This is a genomic window from Sphingobium sp. TomTYG72 (genome assembly GCF_055394715.1).
In genome coordinates this window covers 2,589,109-2,615,347 of sequence record NZ_AP027336.1, presented here as the reverse complement: position 1 = coordinate 2,615,347, position 26,239 = coordinate 2,589,109, and the positions used below count along the sequence as shown (strand labels likewise).

General features: G+C 60.4%; 21 protein-coding genes. 9 read left to right on the top strand and 12 right to left on the bottom strand.

Annotated features, from left to right (window positions below; all coding sequences use genetic code 11):
* Positions 1-88 precede the first annotated feature (88 nt).
* The gene (locus ACZ5U1_RS12955; protein ID WP_464778748.1) at positions 89-934 is read left to right on the top strand and encodes an alpha/beta fold hydrolase; all 846 of its coding nucleotides are present in this window, start codon (positions 89-91) and stop codon (positions 932-934) included.
* A 50-nt stretch (positions 935-984) separates the two neighbouring features.
* Here ACZ5U1_RS12955 and ACZ5U1_RS12950 read toward each other — a convergent pair whose 3' ends face one another.
* The 11 genes from ACZ5U1_RS12950 to kce all read right to left on the bottom strand — a co-directional run bounded on the left by ACZ5U1_RS12950 (position 985) and on the right by kce (position 12,463).
* Positions 985-2,028 carry a helix-turn-helix transcriptional regulator gene (locus ACZ5U1_RS12950; protein ID WP_464778747.1) on the bottom strand — a complete coding sequence of 348 codons (1,044 nt, stop codon included), beginning with the start codon at positions 2,026-2,028 and terminating at the stop codon, positions 985-987.
* Between the two features lie 144 nt (positions 2,029-2,172).
* A complete protein-coding gene (locus ACZ5U1_RS12945) occupies positions 2,173-2,886 on the bottom strand; it encodes a GntR family transcriptional regulator (protein WP_464778746.1) in 714 nt (237 codons plus the stop codon).
* A 95-nt stretch (positions 2,887-2,981) separates the two neighbouring features.
* Complete coding sequence (locus ACZ5U1_RS12940) at positions 2,982-3,560, bottom strand: gamma carbonic anhydrase family protein (protein ID WP_464778745.1); 579 nt, start codon at positions 3,558-3,560, stop codon at positions 2,982-2,984.
* A gap of 1 nt (position 3,561) precedes the next feature.
* Positions 3,562-4,332 carry a 2-keto-4-pentenoate hydratase gene (locus ACZ5U1_RS12935; protein WP_464778744.1) on the bottom strand — a complete coding sequence of 257 codons (771 nt, stop codon included), beginning with the start codon at positions 4,330-4,332 and terminating at the stop codon, positions 3,562-3,564.
* 34 nt (positions 4,333-4,366) lie between these two features.
* On the bottom strand, positions 4,367-5,602 hold the full coding sequence (locus ACZ5U1_RS12930) for a CaiB/BaiF CoA transferase family protein (protein WP_464778743.1): 1,236 nt from the start codon (positions 5,600-5,602) through the stop codon (positions 4,367-4,369).
* A gap of 3 nt (positions 5,603-5,605) precedes the next feature.
* A complete protein-coding gene (locus ACZ5U1_RS12925; RefSeq protein WP_464778742.1) occupies positions 5,606-6,424 on the bottom strand; it encodes an enoyl-CoA hydratase/isomerase family protein in 819 nt (272 codons plus the stop codon).
* The gene (locus ACZ5U1_RS12920; RefSeq protein ID WP_464778741.1) at positions 6,421-7,290 is read right to left on the bottom strand and encodes a fumarylacetoacetate hydrolase family protein; all 870 of its coding nucleotides are present in this window, start codon (positions 7,288-7,290) and stop codon (positions 6,421-6,423) included. Before ACZ5U1_RS12920 ends, ACZ5U1_RS12925 begins: the two co-directional genes overlap by 4 nt.
* Positions 7,291-7,332: 42 nt before the next feature.
* Complete coding sequence (locus ACZ5U1_RS12915) at positions 7,333-9,228, bottom strand: AMP-binding protein (RefSeq protein ID WP_464778740.1); 1,896 nt, start codon at positions 9,226-9,228, stop codon at positions 7,333-7,335.
* 117 nt (positions 9,229-9,345) lie between these two features.
* On the bottom strand, positions 9,346-10,995 hold the full coding sequence (locus tag ACZ5U1_RS12910; RefSeq protein WP_464778739.1) for a long-chain fatty acid--CoA ligase: 1,650 nt from the start codon (positions 10,993-10,995) through the stop codon (positions 9,346-9,348).
* A gap of 49 nt (positions 10,996-11,044) precedes the next feature.
* On the bottom strand, positions 11,045-11,503 hold the full coding sequence (locus tag ACZ5U1_RS12905; RefSeq protein WP_464778738.1) for a MaoC family dehydratase: 459 nt from the start codon (positions 11,501-11,503) through the stop codon (positions 11,045-11,047).
* A 24-nt stretch (positions 11,504-11,527) separates the two neighbouring features.
* A complete protein-coding gene (kce, locus tag ACZ5U1_RS12900) occupies positions 11,528-12,463 on the bottom strand; it encodes a 3,5-dioxohexanoate:acetyl-CoA acetone transferase (protein WP_464778737.1) in 936 nt (311 codons plus the stop codon).
* 310 nt (positions 12,464-12,773) lie between these two features.
* Here kce and ACZ5U1_RS12895 point away from each other — a divergent pair, with 310 nt between their 5' ends.
* The 8 genes from ACZ5U1_RS12895 to ACZ5U1_RS12860 all read left to right on the top strand — a co-directional run bounded on the left by ACZ5U1_RS12895 (position 12,774) and on the right by ACZ5U1_RS12860 (position 24,128).
* Complete coding sequence (locus ACZ5U1_RS12895) at positions 12,774-15,131, top strand: TonB-dependent receptor (RefSeq protein ID WP_464778736.1); 2,358 nt, start codon at positions 12,774-12,776, stop codon at positions 15,129-15,131.
* 44 nt (positions 15,132-15,175) lie between these two features.
* Positions 15,176-16,108: a 3-hydroxyacyl-CoA dehydrogenase NAD-binding domain-containing protein gene (locus ACZ5U1_RS12890; protein ID WP_464778735.1), complete on the top strand. Its 933-nt coding sequence runs from the start codon at positions 15,176-15,178 to the stop codon at positions 16,106-16,108.
* A 2-nt stretch (positions 16,109-16,110) separates the two neighbouring features.
* Positions 16,111-17,616 (top strand): aldehyde dehydrogenase family protein, encoded by a 1,506-nt coding sequence (locus tag ACZ5U1_RS12885; RefSeq protein WP_464778734.1) that lies wholly within the window; start codon positions 16,111-16,113, stop codon positions 17,614-17,616.
* Positions 17,617-17,679: 63 nt separating this feature from the next.
* Positions 17,680-19,476: a flavin-containing monooxygenase gene (locus ACZ5U1_RS12880; RefSeq protein WP_464778733.1), complete on the top strand. Its 1,797-nt coding sequence runs from the start codon at positions 17,680-17,682 to the stop codon at positions 19,474-19,476.
* A 281-nt stretch (positions 19,477-19,757) separates the two neighbouring features.
* Positions 19,758-20,681: an alpha/beta fold hydrolase gene (locus tag ACZ5U1_RS12875; protein ID WP_464778732.1), complete on the top strand. Its 924-nt coding sequence runs from the start codon at positions 19,758-19,760 to the stop codon at positions 20,679-20,681.
* A gap of 115 nt (positions 20,682-20,796) precedes the next feature.
* A complete protein-coding gene (gene acuI / locus ACZ5U1_RS12870; protein WP_464778731.1) occupies positions 20,797-21,780 on the top strand; it encodes an acrylyl-CoA reductase (NADPH) in 984 nt (327 codons plus the stop codon).
* Between the two features lie 115 nt (positions 21,781-21,895).
* Positions 21,896-22,642 (top strand): NAD(P)H-dependent oxidoreductase, encoded by a 747-nt coding sequence (locus tag ACZ5U1_RS12865; RefSeq protein WP_464778730.1) that lies wholly within the window; start codon positions 21,896-21,898, stop codon positions 22,640-22,642.
* Positions 22,643-22,907: 265 nt separating this feature from the next.
* Positions 22,908-24,128 carry a cytochrome P450 gene (locus ACZ5U1_RS12860; RefSeq protein WP_464778729.1) on the top strand — a complete coding sequence of 407 codons (1,221 nt, stop codon included), beginning with the start codon at positions 22,908-22,910 and terminating at the stop codon, positions 24,126-24,128.
* A 653-nt stretch (positions 24,129-24,781) separates the two neighbouring features.
* Here ACZ5U1_RS12860 and ACZ5U1_RS12855 read toward each other — a convergent pair.
* A protein-coding gene (locus ACZ5U1_RS12855) for an IS5 family transposase (protein ID WP_464777745.1) occupies positions 24,782-25,542 on the bottom strand; the annotation gives its coding sequence in 2 pieces (ribosomal slippage) (positions 24,782-25,209 and positions 25,209-25,542; 762 coding nt in all).
* Positions 25,543-26,239: the final 697 nt, after the last annotated feature.

Here is a 26,239-nt window from a genome sequence, read left to right as displayed (position 1 = left end):
TCACTTGTAACTTCAATTATTGAACTTTAAAGTTGGGCGGACGGGTTGCCGAGCATGGGCACGGTCGAGGATCCAGGAGGCTATCGCCATGACCTTGCTTTCAAGTGAAATCTATCGCGATGCTCCGACGCGCCGGATCGAGGTTGGCGGCACGACGTTCGTCTATCGGGAACTTGGCCAACGCGGGGGGGTGCCGCTGATCCTGCTGAATCACTTGGCCGCGACACTAGATAATTTCGATCCGCGCATTGTCGATGGGTTATCGTCCGCGCACCATGTGATCGCGTTCGACAACCGGGGCGTCGGCGGGTCGGGGGGCAAGACGCCGACGACCGTTGCTGCAATGGCGGATGACGCATCTGCGTTCGTTCGAGCGATCGGGTTCGATTGTGTCGATATGCTCGGCTTTTCGCTTGGTGGCTTTATTGCGCAGCAACTTGCGCTGTCCTGCCCGTCGATGGTCCGCCGCATGATCCTGACCGGTACCGGCCCCGCTGGAGGTGTTGGCATCGATCGCGTAACCGGTTTGACGCTACGAATGATGCTGAAAGGGGCGCTGACGCTAAAGGATCCCAAAACCTATCTGTTCTTTACGCGAACCGCGAACGGGCGTGCGGCCGCAAAGGCATTTCTCGACCGCCTGCAGGAGCGGGCCGACGATCGCGATGCGCCGATCTCCATCACCGCCTTCCGCGCTCAGCTCAAGGCGATCCATACCTGGGGCGGGCAGTCGCCCCAGGATCTGGGCGCTATCACCCAGCGCACCTTCGTGGCCAACGGTGAGGACGACCTGATGGTTCCTACAATCAACAGCGTCGATCTTGCGCACCGCATTCCCGGCGCCAGACTGTCGATCTACGAGGATGCCGGGCACGGGGGCATCTTCCAGCACTACAAGCGGTTCGTCGCGGAAGCGCTGGATTTCCTCGCCTGATGCCCAGCCGATCCAGGCGGCGGTCATTGTAATTGGACCCCGGAGCGGGGCTAGCTCGGTTCGCTTACGCTATCGCTGCTCAATCGCGTCGGTTGGATGCGCTTGCGCAATTCCTTGGCGCTGGTACCGACTTTCTGCCGAAGAAACCGGCTTGCGGCCGAAGCGTCGCTGTACCCCAGCCGAAAGGCGAGCTGCGTCAGATCGGGGGTAGCTGAGAAGCGAAAATATTCGTCTGCCATGCGGGATCGAACCTCACGCAGGAGGGTGGCGAATACCGTGCCTGATTCAGCAAGGCGCCGTTGAAGCGTGCGCGTGCTCATACCTAAACGGCCCGCCACAGTATCGATGGAGGTTCGCCCATAAGTAAGATTGGTCGCGATCACATGCTCGACAGACCGAACGAAGTCCCTGTCGGCCGCGCCACCATGGGGAAACAGGCTTTTCTCGAGGAAAGCGAACATACGATCGTTCGCCGTGCGGGACCGGCGGACGAAGTCGGCGTGCCGCAGCACGAGCGCATTCTGGTCGGCGCCATATCGAACCGGGCTGCGCATCATGAGTGACAATTTATTCGATCGATCCGTATCCGGATGTGCCAGCTCGACCCATTCCGGCGACCAGTCCTCTCCCAAAACGAGTCGTGCGATGCGGATCGACAGCATCAGCGACCCTTCCACGAACTGCCTGGAACCATAACGGGTGGATACCAAGACACAGTGCTGAATCGTTGTAAGCCCTTCGGATTCTCGTATGTCAAAGCCTATAGCCCCGTTCTCCAAGTGGATATTGTTCATATTCACTCGAGCGATCGCGGCCAGGTTCGGACCATATTCCCATAGCGCGCTTAGGGGACCGTAGCCGCCGCGGACGTCGATCCAATTGGCAGCCGCCACCCCGAGATGGCGCTCGCCGGTGACATTCGCACACCATTCCAGCACGTTGATGATCGCATCCGCCGGCACCGTCTCGCACTTGTCGCTGGCGTTTAGCAGTTCCTGAAGCTCGGGCGTTAGGATGCGCGCTGGTGTATATCCCAACGTGTCAAGGTAGCGGCCAAATTGCCTGAGCGTTGCGGGATTGGACCAGGCTAGCATCTTTCTCTCCATTTCGATGGTAGCATCGATACAGATTCCACTCCGACTACTGCCGGCAGGTGGGCAGTGGCGCTCCTCAAAACATCAATTTTTCATTTCACCATCCGCGCGTTATACTGTCTGATCGGCAGACACGGCTAGCTATCACATGCTTTTAAGCAGCGACTGAGTGTCGTGCCGGCTTGCGTTCTCGATGCTGTGCGCCACCTCATCCTGTTGTTGTGTCAGATCGTCCGACGTGCGCCTGAGGTGCTGCGTCATCAGCTCAACCGCTAGGTCCGCGTCGCGCGCAAGGCAGGCTTCGACCAGCGCGCCATGTTCAGAAGGAAGGTCCCGTGGACGGATCAATAGCCGTGCCCACAACCACCGATACCGCTCACTTTGCGTGGCCAACATTCCACGCATCTGGAGCAGCCAGCGATTGCCACAACCGGCCACGATCGCCTGGTGAAAGTCATCGTGCGTGCGCGATCCCAGATCGGTCGGCTGCCCATTTTCATCGAACTGGCCGATGCGGTCGAGTGCGTGCCGCGCTGCGACGATACCGGTTTCCCAAGCAAGATCACCCAGCTCGATCGCGCGACGCAGGCACAGCGCTTCGATTTCGATCCTGGCATCTGTCAGCTGCCGTAGATCGTCGATCGCGATCGGCGAAACCCTGTAACCACGTTGCGGTTCGGCCACTACGAGCCCCTCGGCCGTCAATCGCGCCAGCGCCTCTCGAACGGCGCTCGAGTTGGCGGGCAAGGCGTCGCACAGGGCCGCGACCTTCAGTTGCTCGCCAGGCTGCAAACGCCCTTCGATGAGCATCCGGCGCAAGTCGTTGTAGACGGAATGGGTGAGGCTACGCACGGTCATCTCTTCCCGAACAACATATTGCAAAAGGAAGACGCGTCATAGGGCTTATTCTTGTTCGCCAGCTTGATCGTGCGCAGAAAGGGTCGCGCCAGATTTCAGCCGTATCCGCAGATCAGCTCCGCTGCCTCGGCGCCAAGCTGTGCCGGATCCACATCGCACCAACCCCGATGATTGCCGTTCGCAGTTGCCAGAGCGTTGCGATGATACAGCAGGGCGTTCGCCGCGTTCGCAACGCGATTGTCCCGCTCCCTCACCACCTTCCCCGGAACACCCATCACAATCGAATTGGGTGGTATGATCGTACCTTCTGGCAGGAAACAGTGTCCCGAAATCACGGAGCCTGTTCCTATCACGCAACCGTCCATAATCGTGCTGTTGATACCGATCAGGCAGAAGTCGCCGATGGTGCAGCCGTGCAAGGTGACGTGATGCGTGATCGAGCAATAGTCGCCCACGATGGTCGGCGAACGCCGTCCGACATGGATCATCGCCATGTCCTGTACGTTCGTGAACCGCCCTATCTTCACGTGCTGATGTTCCGATCGGATCACGACATTGTGCCACAGGCTGCTTGCCTCGCCCAAAACGACCGAGCCATAGGCCTGCGCGCTGGGGGCAACATAGGCAGCCGCCGACAGATCGACGGTCGCCGTTTCGTTAAGCTCGATTGTCATTTCAATGATCGACCTTGAGTTCGAGCGCACCCAGCTCCGTATATTCGGCGCGCACCACGTCGCCAGCCTCGACCGGGATTTGTCGCACGAGAGATCCGGTCATGATGAGGTCGCCCGGCCTGATGACCCCTCCTAGCTCCGCCACTCGTTGCTTCAGCCACAGCACCGAGTTCAGCGGATGGCCGAGCGCCGCTCGGCCGAATGCCGCGCCCGCCGGTTGCCCGTTCAGTGTGACACGCACTTCCACCTCGTCGAGGGCCATCGTCGACGGATCGAAAGAATCACCAACTACAACCGCCGTGTGCTCGGCATTGTCAGCAAGCGCGAAACCGAAATCAAGCACCGTGATCCGCTTCTCGATCAACTCGAATGCCGGGAAGCAGCGCACGAGAGAGGCACTGACATCCTCGATGGTTTCTGCCTTGTCGATCCCGTCCCCGACCTCCACGCAGATTTCGACTTCGACATGCGGCTTCACATATTGCGAGGCCGGAAGGATATAGCCTTGCTGGTAAGTCTTTGATTGCCGCAGCGAGCCGAAGCCCGGTTCGGTCACGCCCAGCTGCGCCTGGACGGCCGCGCTCGTCGCGGCGACCTTCCAGCCCGTTCGCGCATTTCCCCGCTCGGCCCAGCGATCCGCAATGGCGAGCTGCAGCAAGCAGCCCTCGTTAAGCGATAGTCGACCAGCCCAGGCCATCGGCAGCGGTGTGCCCGCAACCTGACTTTGCCAGAAGTCCTCCAACGCTCGTTGACCATCAACACTCATCGTCATCGACATGCTCCGTCTCCCGTTTTTCGGAGCGCCATCAGGCATCCGTCGCCACGACCCCTGCGGGCACGTCGCTCACCAGCGCGCCACTGGCTTCGAGAGCGTCGAGCTCCGCATCGCTGATACCAAGGCCGCCGAATATTTCCCTGTTGTCCTCGCCCCGAAATGCCGGTCGGCCAAGCGGCGCCAGATCGTCAGCGGAGAAGCGCCAGGGACGGCCGGGTAGCGTGTAAGTCCCGCCGTGGCGATCCGGCACGTCCTGTGTGATCGCCCAGTAATCTGCCCATTCGCTGTCCGCGAGTTCGCGCATCGAGCGTAATTCGCCGAGCGCGATCTTGGCCTCGTCGAACTGCGCATCGAGCGCCGCAATATCCGCAAAGCTCAAAATCCATTCCTGCACGATCGCGTGCAGCGTCGCGAGATTGTTCTTGCGTGCAGCCGCCGTCGCAAACCGAGGATCCTCCGCCAAATCGGGCCTGCGCATGGCATGAATATACCAGGGAAAGGTCAGCGACCCGACCAGGCTTGCCGCGACGGTGAACGTCTCGCCCCCCGGTCCTTGGAAGAAAGGGGTGTCGGCCGCGCCAAGGATCGCGGGCTCCGGGCCCAGGTCGAAGCCGTTGAGATCGACATGAGCCTGCTCGTTTACCGCGACCAGCGTGGCGGCCATCGACACGTCGATCGACTGGCCGACCCCTGTATCTGCGCGGCGATGCAGCGCGGCCAGGATGGCGATAACCGCCTGCATGCCTGTATAGACGTCAGCGTGGCTGAGGCTATCTCCGCGATGCTGGCTGAGCAAGCTGCCGTAATGACCGATACTGTGGCGCGTGAGTCCAGCCTCGGCATGGACAGCGGGCGCATAGGCCATTCGTCCCCGCCACGGTCCGCCCTGGCCATAGCCTGTGATTGACGCGTAGACGAGCCGCGGATTGCGCGCCGCCAGCGTTTCATAATCCAGATCGAAATAGCCAAGGGTTCCTGCGCGAAAATTCTCCAGCACCACGTCGGCCTCGTCGCACAGCCGCAGGACCAGTTCGCGTGCGCCAGCTTTGTTCAGGTCGATGCTGACATTCTTCTTGCCGGCGTTCTGCTGGGCATAATAGGCCGACATGCCCGGCGCCTGCGGATAGGCGAAGCGCGACACGTCGGGACGCGGCGGCTCTATCTTTACGACTTCCGCGCCGAGATCGAGCAAGGTGCGGCCACAAAACGGGCCGGCGAGCACCCGCGAAAAATCGACGACCTTGATTCCGGTCAGCGGACCCGACATGGTTCAGTGCCCCGTGAATATGGCGGAGCCCGGGCCGCCTTCTCGAAAAGCGGCAAGGCCGATCCGCAGATCCTGCGACGCCCAGATCGGTGCTTGCGTCTCCTCCATCGCGGCATCGGCCGCCGCAACGCCTTCGTTCACCGCAATCCGTGCGAGAATCTTGGTCGCCTCATGCGCCTTTGCGGGCCCGTGCGCCAACTCGCCGGCAATGACCAGCGCGGTCGCATCCAGACGGTCGTCCGGCACGACGAGGTTGACGAGGTTCCATCGCTCGAGCGTTTCCGCATCGTACCGGCGCGCCAGCATCGCCAGCTCCTTTGCGCGCAGCGCGCCGCATCGCTGCACCATGCGCTGCACGCCACCCATCAAGGGTTGCAGACCAAGCGCCGCCTCGACGGCGCCGATCTTCGCCGACCGCGCCGCGACGATGAAGTCGCACATCATCGCCAGCTCAAATCCGCCACCAAGGCAGGCGCCATGCACCGCCGCCACGATAGGGAGGGGGAAGCGCTCCATGGTTTCCATAAAGGGCAGCATCGGCGGAATGCAGGTGGGATCGCCCGTCTCCACGCGCTGCTCGAACATCGCGAGATCACCCCCTGCGCAGAAGTGACGAGCGCCGCTGCGCAGGACGACCGCGCCGATGCCTGCCCAATCGGTCTGCGCGAACGTGCGTGTCAGCGCGCCAATCAGTTCGGGTCCGAGCAGGTTGTGCGGTCTGTGCCGCATGGTGACCACCGCCACGCGCCCGCGGCGCTCCAGTTGCACGATCCCCTCTGCGTCCATCTTGACTGCGCTGGAGGCGGCTTCCAACTCGCTCATGGCTGTTCGTCCTTGACGGCGTTTCGCAGGATACCGATGCCTTCCATCTCGATCTCGACGATGTCGCCGGCACGCAGCCATAACGGTGGCTTGCGGGCACCCCCGACGCCGGCCGAAGTTCCCGTGACGATCAGGTCGCCGGGTTCGAGCGTGAATGCCTGCGACAGGGTCGCGATGAGCGTTTGCACATCGAATACTAGATCGTCGGTATTCGCGTCTTGCCGCGTATCGCCATTCACCCGCGTCTGTATCCTGAGGCCACGCGCGCCGAGTGGCAGTGAATCCGGCGTGACCAGCCAAGGCCCGAATGGGCCGCTGGCGTCAAAGTTTTTGCCGACGGTCCACTGCGGAGTGCGACGCTGGTAATCGCGGACGCTCACGTCGTTGAAGAGCGAGTATGCAGCAACGTGTGCCAAGGCGTCTTCGGGGGCGATGTGTTTGCCGCGCTTGCCGATCACTGCGACGAACTCGCCCTCGTAATCGAGCTGTTCCGAGATGGCAGGGCGCAGGATGTCCGAATCATGGCCGATCAGCCCCGATGGAAAGCGCGCGAAGATCAACGGATAATCGGGCTGCTCCAGCGCCACCTCGGCAGTGTGGTCATGATAGTTCAGACCCACGCATATGATTTTCCCAGGGCGCCGCAAGGGCGGCAAAAGCCGATAATCTGCGATGTCGATCTCGCGTCCTTGAGCGAGGACGACGTCTGCCACCCGCGTAAGCCCGGCTAAGCTGTCACGAGCGGCGGTGTCGAGGTCGCCGGGATAGGCTGGATCACCGGCGAAAATCGCCATGAAGTGCCCGTGGTCCTTTGCGGCGGCCACGCCCACGCCGTCCGCCCGTTCGATTTGCGCCAATAGTGCCACGTTCGTCTCTCCTTAGATATGACGCTACAAGCATATTATGCATTATACAATGGAAAATCCATAATTTCTTATTCCGCTATGTTTTTTTGATTGCTCATCGTAAAGCGCCGCAACGAATTCTGCCCGTCGCGCAAGCACACCACGCTGATTGATGCCGCCCTTTTCCGTCACTTCGCCTTCCGCGAGGGAGGGTTGCTCGGCTAGCAGGATGAATGCTGCAACCTGCCGCGTCGCTGCGCGGTTCGCCTCATTGTGAACGGCGAGGGCGCGACGGACATGGTCGACGACGGCCGACGCGCGATGACAGTCGGCATCGTTTGGAAGGCCTTGTTCGCGGCACTTCTCGGGATCGATCCACGCCAGCACGCGAACGTCCCGGCGTCCCTCTCCGGCGATGACGACATCACGCAACACGCCGCCGCTCGCAGCGATGAGGTCTAGACGAAGCGATCCGACCGCCACGAAGCTGCCGCTATCTAGCTTGAAGTTTTCCGATGCGCGGCCTGCATAGGCCAGCCCGCATTGCATGTTGGTGGGATCGACGAAGGTGACCGTATCGCTCGTGCGATAATAGCCCTCCTCATCAAACGCGCGGGCCGTCGTCGCGGGATCGCGATAATATCCGGGACTGATGGCCGCCCCTCGTACGAACGCCTCGAACCGGTCTTCATAGGGCAGCAGCTTCAGTTCCAGGCCCGGTAGCGGCAATCCGATCTGGCCGCTGCCGTCATTGAACCAGTGTGTCGTCGTGATGCCGGGTCCTGCCTCGGTGGCGCCGAGCGCCGAGAGGAAAACCACCTGTTTGCCCACAGTCTGTCGAGCGAGCGCCTGGAAGCGCTGCCATGTGTCGCCCATCAGGCTCGCACCGGTGTAGGACAGATAGCGCAACCGCGCGAAAAATCGCTCGCGCAGCGCATCGTCGCGTTCCATTGCGTCCGCCAACATGCCAAAGGCGACCGGGACATTCTGCATAAAGGTCGGCGAGACCTCCATCAGGTTGCGCAGCGTTTCCCCGAACTCGCCCGGCGTAGGGCGGCCGTGATCGATGAACATGGTCCCCAGATTGTACAGCGTTGCGGAGAGGTTCCCCGTGCCGCCAAGGGAATGATGCCACGGCAGCCAGTCGAGCAGCGTGTAGACCTCGTCGTGCGGAAGAAATATGCGCCGCGTGGCTTCCAGTGCCGCCGACAGGTTTCCGTGAAGGTTCATGACGCCCTTGGGCAAACCCGTCGATCCGGACGTGAACATGATCTTGGCGATATGTGCGGGGGTAACCGCATCATATGCCGCCCGCCAGTTCGAACCAGCCGACTGGGCCGAAAGATCGGCAAGGGAGATTCCTTGGCCATCGCCGGAAGCATCGATCCAACCCGCTTCGCCGGTGATGCCGGCTTGCCGCAGGATGTCGATCGTAATCGAGTCATCGACGGCGATCAGCGCCGGGCGCAGCAGGCTGAACATGTCGCGCAAACGATCTAGTCCGCCTTGGAGCCGAGGGTAGTGAGGCGATAGCGGCGCGACCGGGATGCCGACCGACATAGCCCCGAACATCAGGGACGCCGTGGCAATCGAATTTCGCATGACCAGCGCCAGCGGCGTTTCGGCGTTCAAGCCATGTGCAAGCAGCCCTTCACCGATTGCGCCGACCCGGCGCCATGCCTCGGCATAGGTGAGGTGCGACCAAGCGTCGTCCATTCCGCGCTCCGCAAGGAATGTCCGGTCTGGACATTCTACCGCACCGCGATGAATATAGGATGTGAAGTTGGGCAGGCCCTCTGCCGGTACGAGCAAAGATTTTAAGATGAAGCCGCCGTCCGCGCGGGACTCGACCGTGACGCCGCGCTTGGCGAAGCGCACCGGCAGGAAGGCCGAATCGTGCGGCTCCAACGCATGATCCGGATCGTTCAAGGCGCCTGATGCTGGGGCGGAAGTCGGCACTGTCCATGTCTCCGCAATTCGTGGTTTGAGGAAATGCGGCATCAGACCTCCGCCCCAGTCACGTCCCAAAAGGACCGGGATGCTGCGGGAAGCCATCTGCTACCTGGCGAGGGATTATCAGCTGGGCGGTGCGACGGCCGTGGCCTCCAAGTCGCTATTTATGTCCCGTCTAAGCTGCTGCTTGTCGATTTTACCCGTAGCACCGAGTGGGAGCGCCGGAACGAAGACGATCCTGTCGGGAAGCCACCAACGCGCCATCTTGCCCGTCAGAAAGGCAAGCAGCCCGGCTGCGTCGATCGAGCTGCCTTCGGCACGCACCGCGATGAGCATGGGCCGTTCGTCCCACGTCGGATGGGGAGTTCCGATCACTGCCGCGCCACTGACTTCGGGATGGGACAGCGCGACACTTTCGATAGCGGCAGAACTAATCCATTCACCGCCCGATTTTATCATGTCCTTCACGCGGTCGGTTATCCGTAGGTAGCCATGCGCATCGACGGTCGCGACGTCGCCTGTATCAAGATATCCTCGGTGATCGACGATGTTGCCGTCCTCATCACCAAAATAACGTGCAGCGACTGTGTGTCCTGCAATCTTGAGGCGGCCTGCGCTGGTTCCATCGCGCGGCTGGGCGTTCCCATCCTCGTCCTCGATCCTCAGCTTGAGCCCATATAGCAGCCGGCCTTGCATGGCCTTGCGCTCAGCTTGTTCGTCCCGCTTGAGTTTCAATACCGCCGCAGTCGGCTGCGACACCGTGGCCAGTGGCGAGGTTTCGGTCATGCCCCAGCCTTGCAGCACCTCGACCCCGTAATCGTCCTGGAACGCGCTTATCATGGTGGGTGAAGGCGCCGAACCGCCGATAACGACGCGTCGCAACGTCGATGGCCTAGAACCCGTACGACGCAGATGGTCCAGCAGCGCCTGCCACACGGTCGGCACTGCGGCAGAGAAAGTCACGCCTTCCGCCTCCATCAGCGCGAACACCGATTCTCCGTCGAGCAGCGGTCCGGGCAGCACGAGCTTCGCCCCCGCCGCGGGGGCCGAGTAGACGATGCCCCATGCGTTGGCGTGGTACATCGGCACGATCAACAATGCCGTGTCGCGCTCGGTCAGCGCCAACCCGTCGGCAGCAAGTGACATGAACGTGTGCAAGACGTTCGATCGATGCGAATAAAGCACCCCTTTCGGCATTCCCGTCGTACCGCTGGTATAACATAGTCCACATGCGGCATCTTCATCGAAGCCGCCCCAGGACGGCCCCTGTTCGTGACCGGCTAGAAAGGCGTCGAATGACCTCGCCGCATAAGGGGTGGCGGGCATAGCGGCCTCGCTGCACAGCAAAACAACATGCTCAATCGAGGGCGCCAGTGGCAGCAATCGCGCGACGAGCTCCGCGCAAGACGGGTCGGCGAACAAGATCCGATCGTTCGCCTGATTAACGATATAGGCCAGCTGTTCCAGGAAAAGCCGCGGATTGAGCGTATGCAGCACAGCGCCGATATTCGTGGTGCCGTACCAAGCGGCCAAATGCATGGCGCTGTTCCAGCCCAGCGTCGCAACGCGGTCGCTGCGCTTAATCCCCGCGTCCACGAGCGCGGCGGAAACGCGCTTTGCAGTCCAATGAAGCTCGCCATAACCCATGCGGGTGACGATTCCAGTCGCATCGCGCGAAACCACTTCGCGATCGGCATGCCAGTGTGCGGCATGATCAAGAATGCCGTCCACTGTCAACGGCACATGCTGCATCAAGCCTTTGAGGTAAGGCATCACTACCCTTTCATCAATTGTGATGAGAGACCATCGAGTATGGTGGCGGTCATGGCCGCAACAGGATGAGAAACTCTGCCACCATCGCAGGCTGAGCCTCGCCCTCCCGCTCGACGACGAGTTCAAGCGTCTGCATGAAGCCGTCGGCGCCGCGGGGCGTCAAATCTACCAAGGTGAACCGCCCTCGCACGCGCGTTCCCACCGGTACCTCGCGGATGAAACGCACCTTATTCAATCCATAGTTTATGGCGACCGAGATATTCTCCAGCTCCGCCCCCCCACTCGACAGGTACATGGCGCGGAACAACGATAACGTCAGCATTCCATGTGCGATCGTGCTCCCGAAGCCTGCGGCCACCGCGCGCTTGTGATCGACATGCTGAAACTGGTCGTCCCGGGTGACAGTCGCGAATGCATCGATCATCGGCTGATCGATCATGATCCACTCGGAAACCCCGATCTCGCTGCCTTTCAGGGCGAGCATCGCGTCCAGTCCCATTATAGTCATCGCCATCCTCCGACTGAATCGACCCTAGAAACGGACCGCATTCCGCCCCTTCAAGCCAAGCATCGTGCGCGCTTCCTGCGGGGTTGCGGGGCGATAGCCTAAACCGTCAAGGAGACTGCGGACTTTGCTGACCTGTTCTGCGTTCGATACCGCCATACGCCCACGTTCGATCATCAAACTGTCTTCTAGCCCCACCCGGACGCTTCCGCCGAGAAGCGCCGCATGGGTCGCGATCGGCATCTGATGCCGCCCCGCGCCCATTGCGGAGAATATATAGTCGCCGCCGAACAGGCGTTCGGCTGTCTCCTTGAGAAACATCAGATTTTCGGCCGCCGGACCGATCCCGCCCAGGATACCGAGCACAAATTGAACGAAGAACGGCGGGCGGAACAGGCCGCGATCGATACAATGCGCCAGATTGTAGAGGTGTCCGACATCATAGCATTCATGCTCGAACCGGGTGCCGTGCTCTTCGCCCAGGGCGCGATAAATCTTCTCTATGTCGCGAAACGTGTTGCGGAAGATGTAGTCGTCAGATTCGCGCAAATATGGCTCTTCCCAATCGAACTTCCAGTCCGTGTACCGATCCGCCATGGGATAGAGCGCGAAGTTCATCGTTCCCATGTTGAGCGAGCACATTTCGGGCGAAAAGCGCAGCGGCGCTGCAAGCCGCTCTTCCACCGTCATCATCATGCTGCCACCGGTGGTGATGTTGCAGATCGCGTCAGTCTCCGCAGCGATGGGCTCTAGGAACTGCTGGTAAAGCGCCGGGTCGGGGTCCGGACGCCCGGTCAACGGGTCGCGCGCATGCAAATGCAGGATCGCGGCACCCGCTTGCACGGCGGCGATCGCTTGAGACGCAATGCCCTTTGGCGTGATCGGCAATGCATCGGACATCGTCGGCGTGTGGATCGATCCAGTCAGCGCGCAGCTGATGATCACAGGCTTTGCCTCTGCCATGCACCCTCTCCCTGTCCATGCGGCAACACTGTGTCGCCTACCCTTTCATGCGACCGATGTTGGCCACTGTCAATAATAATGGAGTTTTTAATATATAATGCATGATGCGGGCTCATATTGGTTTTTACAGCATCGGCTTTGGCGCAAATTGTCATGACTTTGGCAGTCGCTGACAAAACAGTCGGCTGCTCTGCGCCTAGATTAGGAGAATGCCGGTGCGCGGATGATGCGATTTCGCCTCGCTGCCAGCGGAAAACCCAACATAACAGACGGCAAGATTGTCGTCGGACATCGCCATGGAGGAGAGGATATGAAGAAATTTGCGGGGGCCAGCGTTGGCGCGGTTGCAACTGTTTGTCTCGCCGGTCAGGCGTTCGCTCAGGCCCCGCAACCAGTAAGCGGGCGAAGCACCACGTCGTCGAGCGGTATTGAAGAGATCGTGGTCACCGCTCAGAAGCGGGCAGAGCGACTGGACGATGTGCCGATCTCGATCACCGCCGCAACCGGCGATCAGTTGAAGCAACAGAATGTCACGACAACAGCCGATCTCGGCAAGATCGTTCCCGGCTTTACCTTCCTACAAGGCAATTACGGCCTTCCCGTTTTCTTCATCCGCGGTGTTGGCTTCAGCGACACGACACTCGGCGTCAGCCCGGCGGTAACGGTTTATGTCGATCAGGTGCCGCTCCCATTTTCGCCGATGGCGCGTGGCGCCACGCTGGATCTAGAGCGGGTGGAAGTGCTGAAAGGTCCACAGGGCACGCTGTTCGGGCAGAACTCGACCGGTGGCGCGATTAACTACATCGCTGCCAAGCCTACAAAGCGTCTGACTGCGGGGTTTGATGCCACCTATGGGCGGTTCAATCAGTTCGATGTCGAGGGGTTCGTCAGCGGCCCGCTGACAGATACGCTGGCCGCCCGCTTTGCGGTTCGGCAGGAGATGCGGGGCAACTGGCAGCGCGATTATGTGAACGGCTCGAAGCTGGGTGAGAAAAATTTCCTCAACGCGCGCGGAGCGCTGGACTGGACGCCGGATCCGACCGTCCGGTTTGCGCTTACCGTTTCGGCTTGGCGTGATCGGTCGGACGTGCAGCAGCCCCAGTTTCAGCTGTTCCGCCCTCAATTGTTCAATGACCCGGGTAATCTTACCCTGCCGTTTCCGATTGAAACTTTCCCGCGCGCGCCAGACAAGGCTCGCGCAGCCTCTTTCGATCGGGACTTCAACTTTCAACGCCGGGATAATTTTTTCAATGTCGCGCTGCGGAGCGAAGTCGATCTGAGCGACACGACGACCCTGACGAACATCGTGTCCTACGCCAAATTCAAAACCTTCATCCCGATCGATTTGGATTCTACCCTCTACCCCCTGGAGCGCAGCGTCACGGCGGGGTCGATCAACAGCATATCTGAAGAGCTCCGCCTGGCAGGCAATTGGGGGCCGCTCCGCTGGCTGGTCGGGGGCAACTATCAGCGCGATAAGGTGGATGAGACGTTGCGCGTCAATCCGCAACAATCGACGAACGCACATGTCGGACCTTTCGCCTACAACGACTTCATCGCGACGAACGATCAACGCATTTCAACGAAAAGCGCTTTTGTCAGCATGGAATATGAATTGGCGCCACAGCTTACGCTTCAAGGCTCGGCGCGGTACACCGATCAGGACCGCTCTTTTAAGGGATGCACGCGGGACGGCGGGGCTGGTGACCTGGCCGCCGCCCTTTCATTCCTCTCTACCATCGTTTCCGGAACGCCCCAGTCGATACCGGCGGGAAGCTGCGTCACGCTTAGTTCGCAGACCGGAACGCCGCTGTCCATCGTGACGGGATCGCTGGATGAAAACAACGTTGCCTGGCGCGGCAGCATCAATTACAAGGTGACACCGACCGCGTTGTTGTACGCCAACGTGACGAAAGGCTACAAAGCAGGCAGTTTCCCCACTCTTCCAGCGGCTTTCTCCGCCTCGTACCGACCCGTTAAGCAGGAATCGCTCCTTGCCTACGAAGTCGGAAGCAAAGTCGATCTTTTCCAACGTGCGCAGCTAAACGCGGCAGCGTTCTACTATGACTATCGCGACAAGCAATTGGTCGGAACCCGCGCAGTTCCGCCGTTCGGCATCCTGCCCGCGCTGGTCAGCATCCCCAAGTCGCGCATCTGGGGAGCTGAGATTGGCCTGCGTGCGCAACCTTTGAACGGTCTTACACTCGACGGCGGCCTCACATATCTGAACACCAAAATTCAGTCCGATCCAGAAACGCCGACCGGTCCGTTTGGCGGTGTGGGATCTTTCGTCGGCAGTCGCTTCCCCTTCACCCCACGCTGGCAGGGCACGATCCGGGCGAACTACAAACGCCCGGTCACGACACGGCTGGATGCTTTTGCAGGCGCCACCGTTTCGGCGCGTTCGGGCGTGATTTCCACGCTCTATACCAATGACCCAAGTGTCGCATCGCTCGAGCGCCTGCTCAACATTCGTGGGTACACAACCGTCGATGTACGCCTAGGCGTCGAGACGAACGATGGCGCGATCCGGGCCGAGCTGTTCGGCGACAACATCTTCAATCGTTATTACCAGACCAATATCAATCGCATTGCCGACTTCGTGTATCGGTTTTCCGGCATGCCGGTCACCTATGGTGTCCGGGTCTCGTATCGCTTTGGCGAATAATCTCAAATTGTTGTGCCTCGGGGACGGGTCGGATTGGAGCGCCCATGTTCAAGAATATATTAATCGCGGGGTCCGGCGTGGTCGGATCCGAAATCGGGTTCCAGTGCGCCGCCGGCGGCCTGGCCGTGGAGATGCTGGATGTCTCCGAGGACATGATCGCCGCCGCCAGGCGTCGCCATGGGGACTTCGCCGCCGAGTTCGTGTCGGCAGGGCAGATGACGGAAGCAGATGCGCGTGTGGCGCTTTCACGGATCAGCTACGGCACCGACGCGGCTACCGCGGGCGCGGATGCCGACATCGTCAGTGAATCCGTCTCCGAACGGATCGAGGTGAAGGAGGCCATTTGGCGGGCCCTGTCGGTGGCATGTCCTGCCCGCACGATCTTCACGACAAACACCTCGACGCTGCTGCCCAGCGTGCTTGCCAGCTTCACCGACCGGCCCGAACGGTTCGTGGCCTGCCATGTCGGCCGCCCGGTCTGGACCAGTCGATTATTGGAGATCATGCCGCATGCCGGCACGGATCCCACGATCATTGACCCGTTGCGCAACTTTGCCCATCGGATTGGCCTGGTCCCGATTGTGCTGAACCACGAGCAGCCCGGCTATGTTTCGAACTCGCTCATCGCGCCGTTCGTGATCGCCGCACTCGATTTGATCTGTCGGGACATCGCCTCGCCGCAAGATATTGACCGGCTGTGGATGGGCGGCCTGCGCGGTAGTATGGGGCCTGCCGCATTGATCGATCTGATGGGGATTCCGACCGTCCACACGGTACTCGATCAGATGGCCCACGACAGCGGTCGTGAAGATCTGCGCGGCATCGCGGATTATCTGTCGCAGATGCTCGATCGCGGCCTACTCGGCGCCCAAAGCGGCAAGGGCTTCTACACGTATCCCAATCCTGCATTCGAGCGGGCCGACTTTCTCGACGGCGAACCCACCGCCGCGCCCTCCTCCCTTCCGAAAGAGTCATAACCATGTCCGCCAGTGAGCGCCTAATCCACGACCCTCATAGCCGCCTTTCACCCGAGGCGCTGGCTTTCGCCGGTCGCCCCAAGCAGCTGTTCATCGACAACGCCTTTCACGATGCGCGCGATGGTGAGACGTTCATGACCGATGATCCCGCCACGGGTCGCATCATCTGCGAATTTGCGGCTGCATCGAGCGCCGACGTCGATCGCGCCGTTCGCTCCAGCAGCCGCGCTTTCGAAAGCTGGGGCCGGCTGCCTGGGGTCGCGCGCGCCGCGCCGCTCCTGCGCCTCGCGGATCTGATCGAGCGCGACATGCGCCAACTGGCCGAGCTGGAAAGCTTGGACAATGGCAAGCCGCTCTCTATCAGCGGCTCCATCGACATCCCGTTTTCTGCGGAGATTTTTCGCTACTATGCCGGCTGGGCAACGAAGCTTGGCGGGCGCAGTTTCGATCTGGCACTGCAGGGCAACGCTTTTCACAATTATACCCGCCGATCGCCCATCGGGGTCGTCGCTGGCATCGTGCCGTGGAATTTTCCCTTCCTTCAGGCTGCGATTAAGCTGGCTCCCGCGCTGGCGGCGGGCTGCACGATGATCCTGAAACCCGCAGAGCAAACCTCCCTCACCGCGCTGCGGTTGGCCGAGCTGATCGTCGAAGCCGGCTTCCCTGCCGGTGTGGTTAACATCCTGACCGGCTTCGGCCGTGTCGCCGGCGCGGCGTTGGTGGCAAACCCAGCAGTGAAGAAAGTTTCGTTCACCGGATCGACTGCGGTCGGCAAAGCCATCGTCGGTGCTGCCGCGAACGACTTGAAACGCGTCTCACTGGAACTGGGCGGCAAATCGCCTACGGTGATCCTTGCCGATGCCGACCTCGAGCTGGCGATCCCCGCCGCCGCGAACGCGATCTTTGGCAACACCGGCCAGGTGTGCGTCGCAGGCTCGCGCCTGCTGATCGCGCGGCCCATCTTCGACAAAGTGGTGCAAGGGGTCATCGACCATGGGGAAGCGCTGCGCGTAGGCGCGGGGTTGAATGATGATGTCGACATCGGACCGCTAATCTCTGCAGTGCAGCGCGAACGTGTGGCCGCCTATGTGGCAAGCGGCGTCGCCGATGGCGCGACGCTCGCGGTGGGCGGTGCGACGCTGGGCGACCACGGATATTTCTATCGGCCCACCGTGCTGCTCGACACGACTGCCGACATGAAGGTGCAGCGCGAGGAGATTTTCGGCCCGGTCCTCTGCGCGATCCCGTTCGACGATGCGGATGAGGCGTTCCGCTTAGCGGACCATCCAAGCTACGGCCTTTCGGCCAGCGTTTGGACGCGCGACCTGACGCTCGCTCATCGCGCGGCACAGCAGATCGACGCGGGTGCCATCTGGGTAAACTGCCACGGCGTCTACGATCCGCATCTGCCGGTCGGCGGTTCCAAACAATCTGGCTGGGGCTACGAGTTCGGCCAGGAAGGGGTTGAAGCCTACACCTCCGTGAAGGCCGTTGCGATCCGGCTCTGATTGGATGACATCCTCGACGGATCGCCGGCCAGCCGCCGCCATCCGTCCCCTTGAGGGAAAGAAATGGCAAACCAAGCTAATACCGGTGATCCGCTTTTCGGCGGACCCGACGATCCACGACACGCGCGCTACGCGGCGGAACGGGCCAAGCGGCTTCGCGACGATGGCGCCGAGCAGTATGTCACCGCAGACACCTATCTCGCCGATGCATCGCAAGAGACGCGCGCCGATCGTGCGCCGATCGTGCGGATGACCGACGCCGTGATCGTGGGCGGCGGCTTTGGGGGTCTGCAAGCTGCGGCCCATTTGCGCGACATTGGCATCGATGATCTGCTCATCCTCGACAAGGCAGGCGACTTTGGCGGGGTATGGTATTGGAACCGCTACCCCGGCGCCCAATGCGATATCGAGTCATACATCTACATGCCATTTCTAGAGGAGACGGGGCATGTTCCGACCGAGAAGTACGCGCATGCGCCCGAAATATTCGAACACGCCCGCCGCATAGGCCGCCATTTCAGACTCTACGAGCGCACGCTTTTCCACACGCAAGCAACTAAGATGACTTGGGACGAGACACGCCGGCGGTGGCGCGTCACGACGGATCGCGGCGATTGCATCGATGCGCGATTCCTGTTCACGGCGAGCGGTCCGCTCAACCGTCCCAAGCTGCCCCGCATCAACGGCATCGAGCGCTTCCGCGGCCATATGTTTCACACAAGCCGCTGGGATTACGCGTATACCGGCGGCGAAAATGGCGGCGCGCTGCACGGGCTTGCCGACAAGACCGTCGCCGTTATCGGCACGGGCGCAACGGCGGTACAGTGCGTTCCGAAGATCGCCCGCGATGCAAAGCAACTCTACGTCGTGCAGCGCACCCCTTCGATCGTGGGCCAACGTGGCAATGCCCCTACCGATCCACGCTGGGCGGGTTCGCTCGTTCCAGGATGGCAACGCGAACGCATGGAAAATTTCAACGCACTTGTTTCGGGGCTTGCACAAGACCAGGATCTCGTGGCGGATGGCTGGACAGACTTCTTTCAAAACATCTTTGTTCGCTGGCGGCCCGCCGACATCGATGATCTGCCGCCCGAACAAGCCGATCGGCTGTTCCAGGAAGCGGATCTGCGCCTGGGCGACGAAACGCGATCATGGATCGATGCGCAGGTGAGCGATCCGGCCGTCGCCGCGCGTCTCAAACCCTGGTACGGCATGCTGTGCAAGCGGCCGACCTTCCACGACAGTTATCTTCCGTCCTTCAATCGTCCCAACGTGACGCTGATTGATACCGAGGGGCGCGGGCTGGACGCCATCAGCGAAGACGCCATCGTGTCCGGCGGCGTCGAATATCCGGTGGATTGCATCATCTTCGCCACAGGGTTCGAGGTTGGAACCCAAACGAACCGGAGCGCCGGTGCCGATATCGTCGGCGTGGGCGGCGAACATCTGGCGGATCATTTCGCCGAGGGACCGCGTACCTTTCACGGCTTCTACGTCCACGGCTTTCCCAACCTGTTCCTGTTGGGTTCAGGCAACAACGGCGTTCGAGCTAACTTCACCGACATGCTGGGCGAACAGGCGCGCCACATCGCGCAGGTCATTCAGCGCGCCTTGGCAAGCGGTGGGACACGCATCGAAGCCACTGCCGAGGCAGAGGACAACTGGCGTAAGATCATCGTCGACAAGTCGCAGCCGATACGCGCGCTTCTCAGTCAATGCACGCCCGGTTACGCCAGTGGCGAAGGCGACGTGGAGCGGAGTTGGCTGGCCAATACCTATGGCGACGGGGCGGTGGCATTTTCCAGATTGCTCGCCAAATGGTGGGAGGAAGACGACATGCCCGGTCTGTCGGTGACGTGAACGAAATGGCGGAAGGCTTGGTCGAAATGTCACTGCTCGGTTCTGCCGAAGCTGCTGACATTCATGTCGAACTTTCCCGCCGTTTTCATGCTCGACATACCCCGCTGTGACGTAGCTAATCTTAGAATCGAACAAGGAGAGACGTGGCCGTGAGCGCTTTCAAATCGCAGACCATCCATGCTGGCGACCAGCGAGTTCATCTTCATATCGCCGAGGCGTCCGGGCCGCTGGTTCTTCTATGTCACGGGTTTCCGGAGTCATGGCATTCCTGGCAACGCCAAATGCCCGTGCTGCAAGCAGCGGGGTATCGCACGGTGGCGATGGACATGCGCGGCTTTGGACGATCAGGCAAGCCGACTGATCCTTCTGCTTATCGCCTCACCGAGTTCGTGGCGGATTGCGTCGGGGTGGTGGAAGCGCTGGGCGAAGAAAGCGCGATCATCGTCGGCCATGACATCGGCGCGCCGGTGGCATGGACAGCCGCATGGACTCGGCCCGACGTCTTTCGCGCTGTCGTTGGCATGAGCGTTCCATTCTCCGGACGCGGTTTGACGGCGATGCCTGGCAGTCCCTTTGGCGAGCTTCATCCGCACGTCGCGCGCGATCTCCTGATCGGAGACGACCGGATTTTTTATAGTGACTACTTCGCTCAATCGGACGGCGCTGCGGCGAAGGAAGCGGAACGGAATCTTCGCGACTGGCTGCTCGCTTCGTTGCACTCGCTTTCCGCCGAACGTCCGCTCGCGCCGGAGTTCCATGGCGTGGACCTCATGCAATTGTCGGAGGACGAAGCCAGATCCTACTTGCGCAGCATGATGACGCTGCCCCGGTCCGGCGGGATCGAGGGTCTGATATCAATGCCGGATACGCTCCCCTCGTGGCTTGATCCCGCCCACCTCGATCATCTCGTCACTGAGTTCGAGTATACCGGCCTTCAGGCACCGATGAACATCTATCGCAATTTTGCCCTGAACTATGAAACTCTCAGCCAGTATCACGGTCGTCCGATCACCATGCCATCCTTGTTTATCGGTGGCGATCACGACGTGAATACGGTGTGGGGTCAGGAAGCGGTCAGGCGCGCGTCGGAGCATCTCCACGACTTGCGTGGTACCGTGATCATTCCGAATTGCGGACATTGGCTTCAGCAGGAAGCGCCTGAAGCGGTCAACAAGGCGCTCCTCGATTTCCTCGCTTCACTATGACGTGAGCTGGGCAAGCGTAGTGGATGCTTGATCGAGATAGATGGCAACGGGGTGCTGATAATGCCCTTGGTCTTCAATTCTTGGGATCGCGTTCGGCGAAATAAAGGAATAAGCAATGTATCGTGCCATCAGGATCAGCAAGGTCGATGACCGCCTCCACCACGAATTGGTGATGCGCGAAGACGACGATCTCGACGAAGGCGACGTTATCGTCAGCATCGATTTCTCGACGGTCAACTACAAGGACGGGCTGGCGATCACGAACAAGTCGCCCGTGATCCAGCGGTTTCCCATGACACCGGGGATCGACTTTTCCGGTACTGTCGTAGCATCCGATAGTCCCGACTTCGCCATCGGCGACAAGGTCGTCGCAAACGGCTGGGGATTGAGCCAGAGCCACGATGGCGGCTTTGCAGAGCGAGCCCGAGTGCCTTCCGACTGGCTGATCCGGCTACCCGACGGGATCGATACCAAGCATGCGGCCGCGATCGGCACTGCGGGATATACCGCGATGCTGTCGATTCTGGCGCTGGAACATAATGGCCTCGAGCCCGATCATGGCGACATCCTTGTCACCGGCGCCAGCGGCGGCGTCGGATCGGTGGCCATCGCGCTCTTGTCCAAGCTTGGCTACCGCGTCGTGGCGTCGACAGGACGGCTGGACGAAGCGGATTATCTCATGCAACTTGGCGCGGCAGAAGTGATCGACCGGGCTATGCTTGCTCAACAAGGAAAGCCGATCGGGCGTGAGCGATGGGCCGGAGTGGTCGATGCCGTAGGCAGCAACACGCTGGTGAACGCGCTTGCCCAAACGAAATATGGTGGCGTGGTAACGGCTTGCGGCCTGGCGCAGGGTGTCGATCTGTCGGGGTCCGTTCTACCGTTCATCCTACGCGGCGTGACCCTCGCCGGTATCGACTCTGTCAATGCTCCCAAGCGCTTGCGCATCGACGCCTGGAACCGCCTTGCCAGCGATCTCGATCTAGAAAAGCTCGATGCGATGGTTACGACGGTGAGTTTGGCGAACGCGCCGGATATTTCGCAGCAAATCCTGTCGGGCACGATCAAGGGACGCACGTTGGTTGACGTGAATATCTGATATCTTGGCATGACCCGCGCAAATGGGCCTGCACTCCCCCTTGATGGATAATGTTGTCCAAGGGGGCGTCCTGTCGACCTCTAGCCTGTCCAGCACTTTAGGAAGGAAAGCCCATATGGAGCAGTGTCGGCAGCAAGGCGGTTCAACGTCGGGCAAGGCGCTGATCGTCCATGCCCATTCGGAAGCGGATAGCTTTGTCTCGGCCATGCGGGACACGATCAAGGCCGAACTGGTCGCCGGCGGGTGGGAGATTGCCGAATCCGATCTCTACGGCATGAAGTTCGATCCCGTCCTCGCGCCGACGGACTTTCTCTCACGAAAGAACGACGATCACCTCGTCTATGGTCTCGAGCAAAGACATGCCTATTCGACAGGCACGCTGGACCCTATTGTGATGGCGGAGTTGAGCAAACTGCTTGCCGCCGATCTGATCGTGTTCACCTTTCCGGTCTTCTGGTTTAGCGTACCAGCGATCCTGAAAGGGTGGATCGACCGCGTGTTCATCTCCGGGCCGATCTACGGGGGACGCCGCATCTATGGCAGCGGCGGATTGCGCGGCAAGCGGGCGCTGTGTGCCTTCAGCCTGGGGGGACGCGAACATATGTTCGGGCCGGGCTCTATTCATGGCGATTTGGAAACTGGGATGCTCCGACATTTTCTTCAGGGTACGCTGAGCTATGTCGGTCTAGACCTGCTCGAGCCGTTCGTCGCTTATCACGTTCCTTATGTCACCGACGGTCATCGGATAGAGCTTTTGGAGCAACTCCGTAGGCACGTCGCCAATCTCGACAGCCTCCACACAATGCCGATGCCGCAAATTGAAGGGTTCGACCCAAATTTCGCTCCCCTCCCCGCGCCGTGATCCGCAGGCCAGACAGTCCGGGAAGCGGGTGCGCCGAGGGGTAGAAGGCTTCATGCCGGTCAGCCTGGATTCTCGTTTGGCGCCGCACTGTCGTGATCAGTCAAAAATCTGGCACGCCTCGACATTGCGTGCGACCGTGCAGGCGATAGCATATGCCTGACAAGGAGAGGACGAGCGGAGATGGCGGCGACTCTCTGGACACGTCCGCGGTATCTGTAAGCGGCATGGAATATGCCAGCAAGAGTTCAGGATCAGAGAGATTTCAATGGCGACTGCACATAAAATTGATGTACCCGGCCATGTTCCACAGGAACTGATCCTCCCATACCCGTTTGGTTACGGCAAGCAGACCGAGGAGGATCCGTACCGGGAGATCATTCCGGCAATCCATGCCGGGCCTCCGATATTCTATGCCATGGATGCATATCTTGGAGGTCAGCCGGCCTGGGTCGTTCGCAGGGCTGATGATCTAAGGCGGATCTATCTCGACACCGAGCATTTCTCGAACCGGGGGATGGCGCCGTTTGCCAGCTTGATCGGTGAGAACTGGACACTGCTGCCGGTCGAGTCCGATCCTCCACTCCACGGGCTGCACCGCGCCTTTGTCAACCCGCAGTTCATGCCGAAGTCCATCAAGAACAACGAGGTACACGCACGGGAAATAGCTCGTGAATATATCGCCGCGTTTAAGGACAAGGGCGAATGCGAGTTCATGTCGGACTTCGCCTATCGTTTCCCGATCACGGTATTTCTTAGTATCATGGGATTACCGCTCGACAAAACTGAGTTGTTCCTCAGTTGGATTGACGGACTCGTGCATAGCGATGATGCCAGTCAGATGGTCGTTGCAACCCGGTCGGTAGTAGATTTCCTGAGGAAGGAGATGGACGATCGCAGGGTGTCTCCAAGGGATGATCTTTTGACCTACGGGGTCACTGGCCAGATCGGCGATCGTCCGTTGACTGATGACGAACTAACGGGTTTCGCCTTCAACCTCTTCATAGGCGGTCTGGACGCCGTCTCCGCGCATATGGGCTCAATCTTCCGACATTTGGCAGAAAACCAATCGAACCAAGCATATCTGCGCGAGTGCCCGGCAAAAATCCCCGATGCGATTTCTGAAATGATGCGGGCCTTTGCCGGATCGAATACCTATAGAATTTGTATCAAAGAAGCCCAGATTTGCGGTCAGGTAATTAAGCCCGGCGACAAAATACACATGGTGGTCTCGCTCGCTGGTAGGGATCCGGAAGAATATGAAGATCCAGACAAGATCGACTTCGACCGCAAGGTCAACATCCTTAGCTTCGCAACAGGGCCCCATTTCTGCCTCGGCGTACATCTGGCGAAGATGGAGATGCGCATCGCAATCGAGGAGTTCCTACTAGCGGTTCCCCAGTTCCGCGTAAAACCGGGAGCGAGGATAGCGACGCTGATGGGCGGAGTCGTTCAGCCCAAGACGCTCCCACTTGTTTGGAATGTGTAAGACCGCGACACAGTCCTGCAGGCTGTTCTCGCTGAAGTTGCCATGACAGGGAAGTCGATAACTGACGCTGGACGGATCGCCGATCTGTCCGGCGCATGAAGGCATCCGCGCCATGTTCACGACGATGATCAGCGCTCGGCTGAATGCCGGGCTCTAGGGCGGGCAGATCGCCAAGCGCTGGTCTATCTCAACTTCGGTCAACTCAATCGCGCCTATGCCGCCGATGCGGGGTCGATCGCAAAGCGCCGAGCTATCCCGCAGAGCGAGCGGCGTCGACCTCCGCTTGAACTGCTGGAAGCCGCGCGACCACGCTATCGTGCCTGTGACGAGATGGAGAATTGGTTCTACGGTAGACATCCGGTCAATGGCCCGACTGGCGCCCGGTGCGCGCCGTACGGCAACCGTACCGGTGATCCAGGCACTGGCGACTACGGCGTCTATCAGAGGACCATGGCGGAGCATACCAGTGATCCCGTTACGTATCCGTCCAAATTTACCGCCCCTACGCGTGATGACATCCCAGATCGACGCCACGCGGGGGCCGAGCAAAAATAATCTGGAAAAACGAGCTCGGTGAGATGCCGACTATGCGGCGAATGGCTGTTGTGAGCAACTTGCCACGTCTACGCAGGTACGCCTACTAGGGTCAGGACTCATTGATTGAGCCAGAAGATGACGGTTGCAGCGATGCAGATGGCTGACATGAATGTGTGCGCACAGCGGTCGTAACGGGTGTGGATGCGACGCCAGTCCTTGAGCCTGCCGAACATGTTCTCGATCTTGTGACGCTGGCGATAGAGCACGGCATCGTGCGGGATCGGGACCTTTCGGTTCTTCTTTGACGGGATGCAGGCGGTGATGCTGCGTTCCGCGAGCGCGTTGCGGAACCAGTCGGCGTCGTAGCCTCGATCGCCGAGCAGGGCTTTGGCGCGGGGCAAGGCGTCGAGCATCAGGGCAGCGCCTTTGTAGTCGCTCATCTGCCCCTCGCTGAGCAGCATGACCAGCGGTCTGCCCTTTCCGTCGCAGACGGCGTGGAGCTTGGAATTCAGGCCGCCTTTGGTGCGTCCGATACGTCGGGGAACAGCCCCTTTTTGAGCAGACTGGCTGCGGTCCGGTGCGCCTTCAGATGCGTCGCATCGATCATCAGTTGGTCAGGCTGCCCGGCCTTCGCCGAGAGCGCTGCGAAAATCTTGTTGAACACGCCAAGTCGGCTCCACCGGATGAAGCGGTTGTAGATCGTCTTGGGAGGGCCATAGTCGGCAGGTGCATCGCGCCACCGCAGGCCGTTCCTGATAATGAAGATGATGCCGCTGATGATCCGACGGTCATCCACCCGGGGCACGCCGTGCGACAGCGGGAAATACGGCTCGATCCGGCGCATCTGCGCCTTCGAAAGCCAAATCAGATCACTCACGGCGACGCCTCCTCACGCCGCCATTGAATCAACCAATCCTCAGCACCGCAAGTAATTTAATAGGTCCTGACCCTAGCGCGACCGGTCCCAACTGCCCGGTGAGAAAGAGGACGATCTGCCGGATAGCGCCTCTCGGCGCGTTCTTCGCCATTGTCCCCGAGATGGCTGACCGTCCTGATTCAGACTCCCTTGCGGCCTTGGCAAACGACGGTTGCTCGGGATCGAGCCCCTCAGGCCCTAACGACCGGGTATAGGCCCATTACTGCTGGAGCGCTTCGTGCTGGCCGGTTGTGGCGGAAGCTGTCGACAAAATCTCGCTCGTGGAAGGGCAGGTTCAGCCGGGGGCAGGCATATGCTCCACCTGCATCTTCAGCAGAGACGGCATACCTGGCCGACCGCTCCCGCTCAGGCCGACAGTTTGCAGTGCGGTTGCCTTCTGTCCTGTCGATGCCATGTCATCTGCACCGCAAAGCCTCTAGCTAACCTAATGTAGAGGAACTCGACGGCCGGGAAGCCGCGATTATATCAACGCCCGATCCTTCAGCCGCCCCCGGCAGCCATCGGACTGAACAGGCGCGTCGACAGAGCAGCCGATCGCCATTAGTTTGGCGATGTCATATGGCATCGGCTCCTCTTCGCTTATAAATGCTCATCCCCTCGTCAGCAAAGGTGGACACCGGTGCAGCTCCTTCAGGTG

Bases quoted from the DNA above. Each gene is read 5' to 3' on its own strand.
- ACZ5U1_RS12890 (WP_464778735.1), top strand. From the start codon at position 15,176: ATGTTCAAGAATATATTAATCGCGGGGTCCGGCGTGGTCGGATCCGAA.
- ACZ5U1_RS12895 (WP_464778736.1), top strand. From the start codon at position 12,774: ATGAAGAAATTTGCGGGGGCCAGCGTTGGCGCGGTTGCAACTGTTTGT.
- ACZ5U1_RS12930 (WP_464778743.1), bottom strand. From the start codon at position 5,602: ATGTCGGGTCCGCTGACCGGAATCAAGGTCGTCGATTTTTCGCGGGTG.
- ACZ5U1_RS12885 (WP_464778734.1), top strand. From the start codon at position 16,111: ATGTCCGCCAGTGAGCGCCTAATCCACGACCCTCATAGCCGCCTTTCA.
- ACZ5U1_RS12950 (WP_464778747.1), bottom strand. From the start codon at position 2,028: ATGCTAGCCTGGTCCAATCCCGCAACGCTCAGGCAATTTGGCCGCTAC.
- ACZ5U1_RS12880 (WP_464778733.1), top strand. From the start codon at position 17,680: ATGGCAAACCAAGCTAATACCGGTGATCCGCTTTTCGGCGGACCCGAC.
- ACZ5U1_RS12860 (WP_464778729.1), top strand. From the start codon at position 22,908: ATGGCGACTGCACATAAAATTGATGTACCCGGCCATGTTCCACAGGAA.
- acuI (WP_464778731.1), top strand. From the start codon at position 20,797: ATGTATCGTGCCATCAGGATCAGCAAGGTCGATGACCGCCTCCACCAC.
- ACZ5U1_RS12935 (WP_464778744.1), bottom strand. From the start codon at position 4,332: ATGACGATGAGTGTTGATGGTCAACGAGCGTTGGAGGACTTCTGGCAA.
- ACZ5U1_RS12925 (WP_464778742.1), bottom strand. From the start codon at position 6,424: ATGAGCGAGTTGGAAGCCGCCTCCAGCGCAGTCAAGATGGACGCAGAG.
- ACZ5U1_RS12905 (WP_464778738.1), bottom strand. From the start codon at position 11,503: ATGACTATAATGGGACTGGACGCGATGCTCGCCCTGAAAGGCAGCGAG.
- ACZ5U1_RS12955 (WP_464778748.1), top strand. From the start codon at position 89: ATGACCTTGCTTTCAAGTGAAATCTATCGCGATGCTCCGACGCGCCGG.
- kce (WP_464778737.1), bottom strand. From the start codon at position 12,463: ATGGCAGAGGCAAAGCCTGTGATCATCAGCTGCGCGCTGACTGGATCG.
- ACZ5U1_RS12865 (WP_464778730.1), top strand. From the start codon at position 21,896: ATGGAGCAGTGTCGGCAGCAAGGCGGTTCAACGTCGGGCAAGGCGCTG.
- ACZ5U1_RS12875 (WP_464778732.1), top strand. From the start codon at position 19,758: ATGCCCGTGCTGCAAGCAGCGGGGTATCGCACGGTGGCGATGGACATG.
- ACZ5U1_RS12910 (WP_464778739.1), bottom strand. From the start codon at position 10,995: ATGCCTTACCTCAAAGGCTTGATGCAGCATGTGCCGTTGACAGTGGAC.
- ACZ5U1_RS12945 (WP_464778746.1), bottom strand. From the start codon at position 2,886: ATGACCGTGCGTAGCCTCACCCATTCCGTCTACAACGACTTGCGCCGG.
- ACZ5U1_RS12940 (WP_464778745.1), bottom strand. From the start codon at position 3,560: ATGACAATCGAGCTTAACGAAACGGCGACCGTCGATCTGTCGGCGGCT.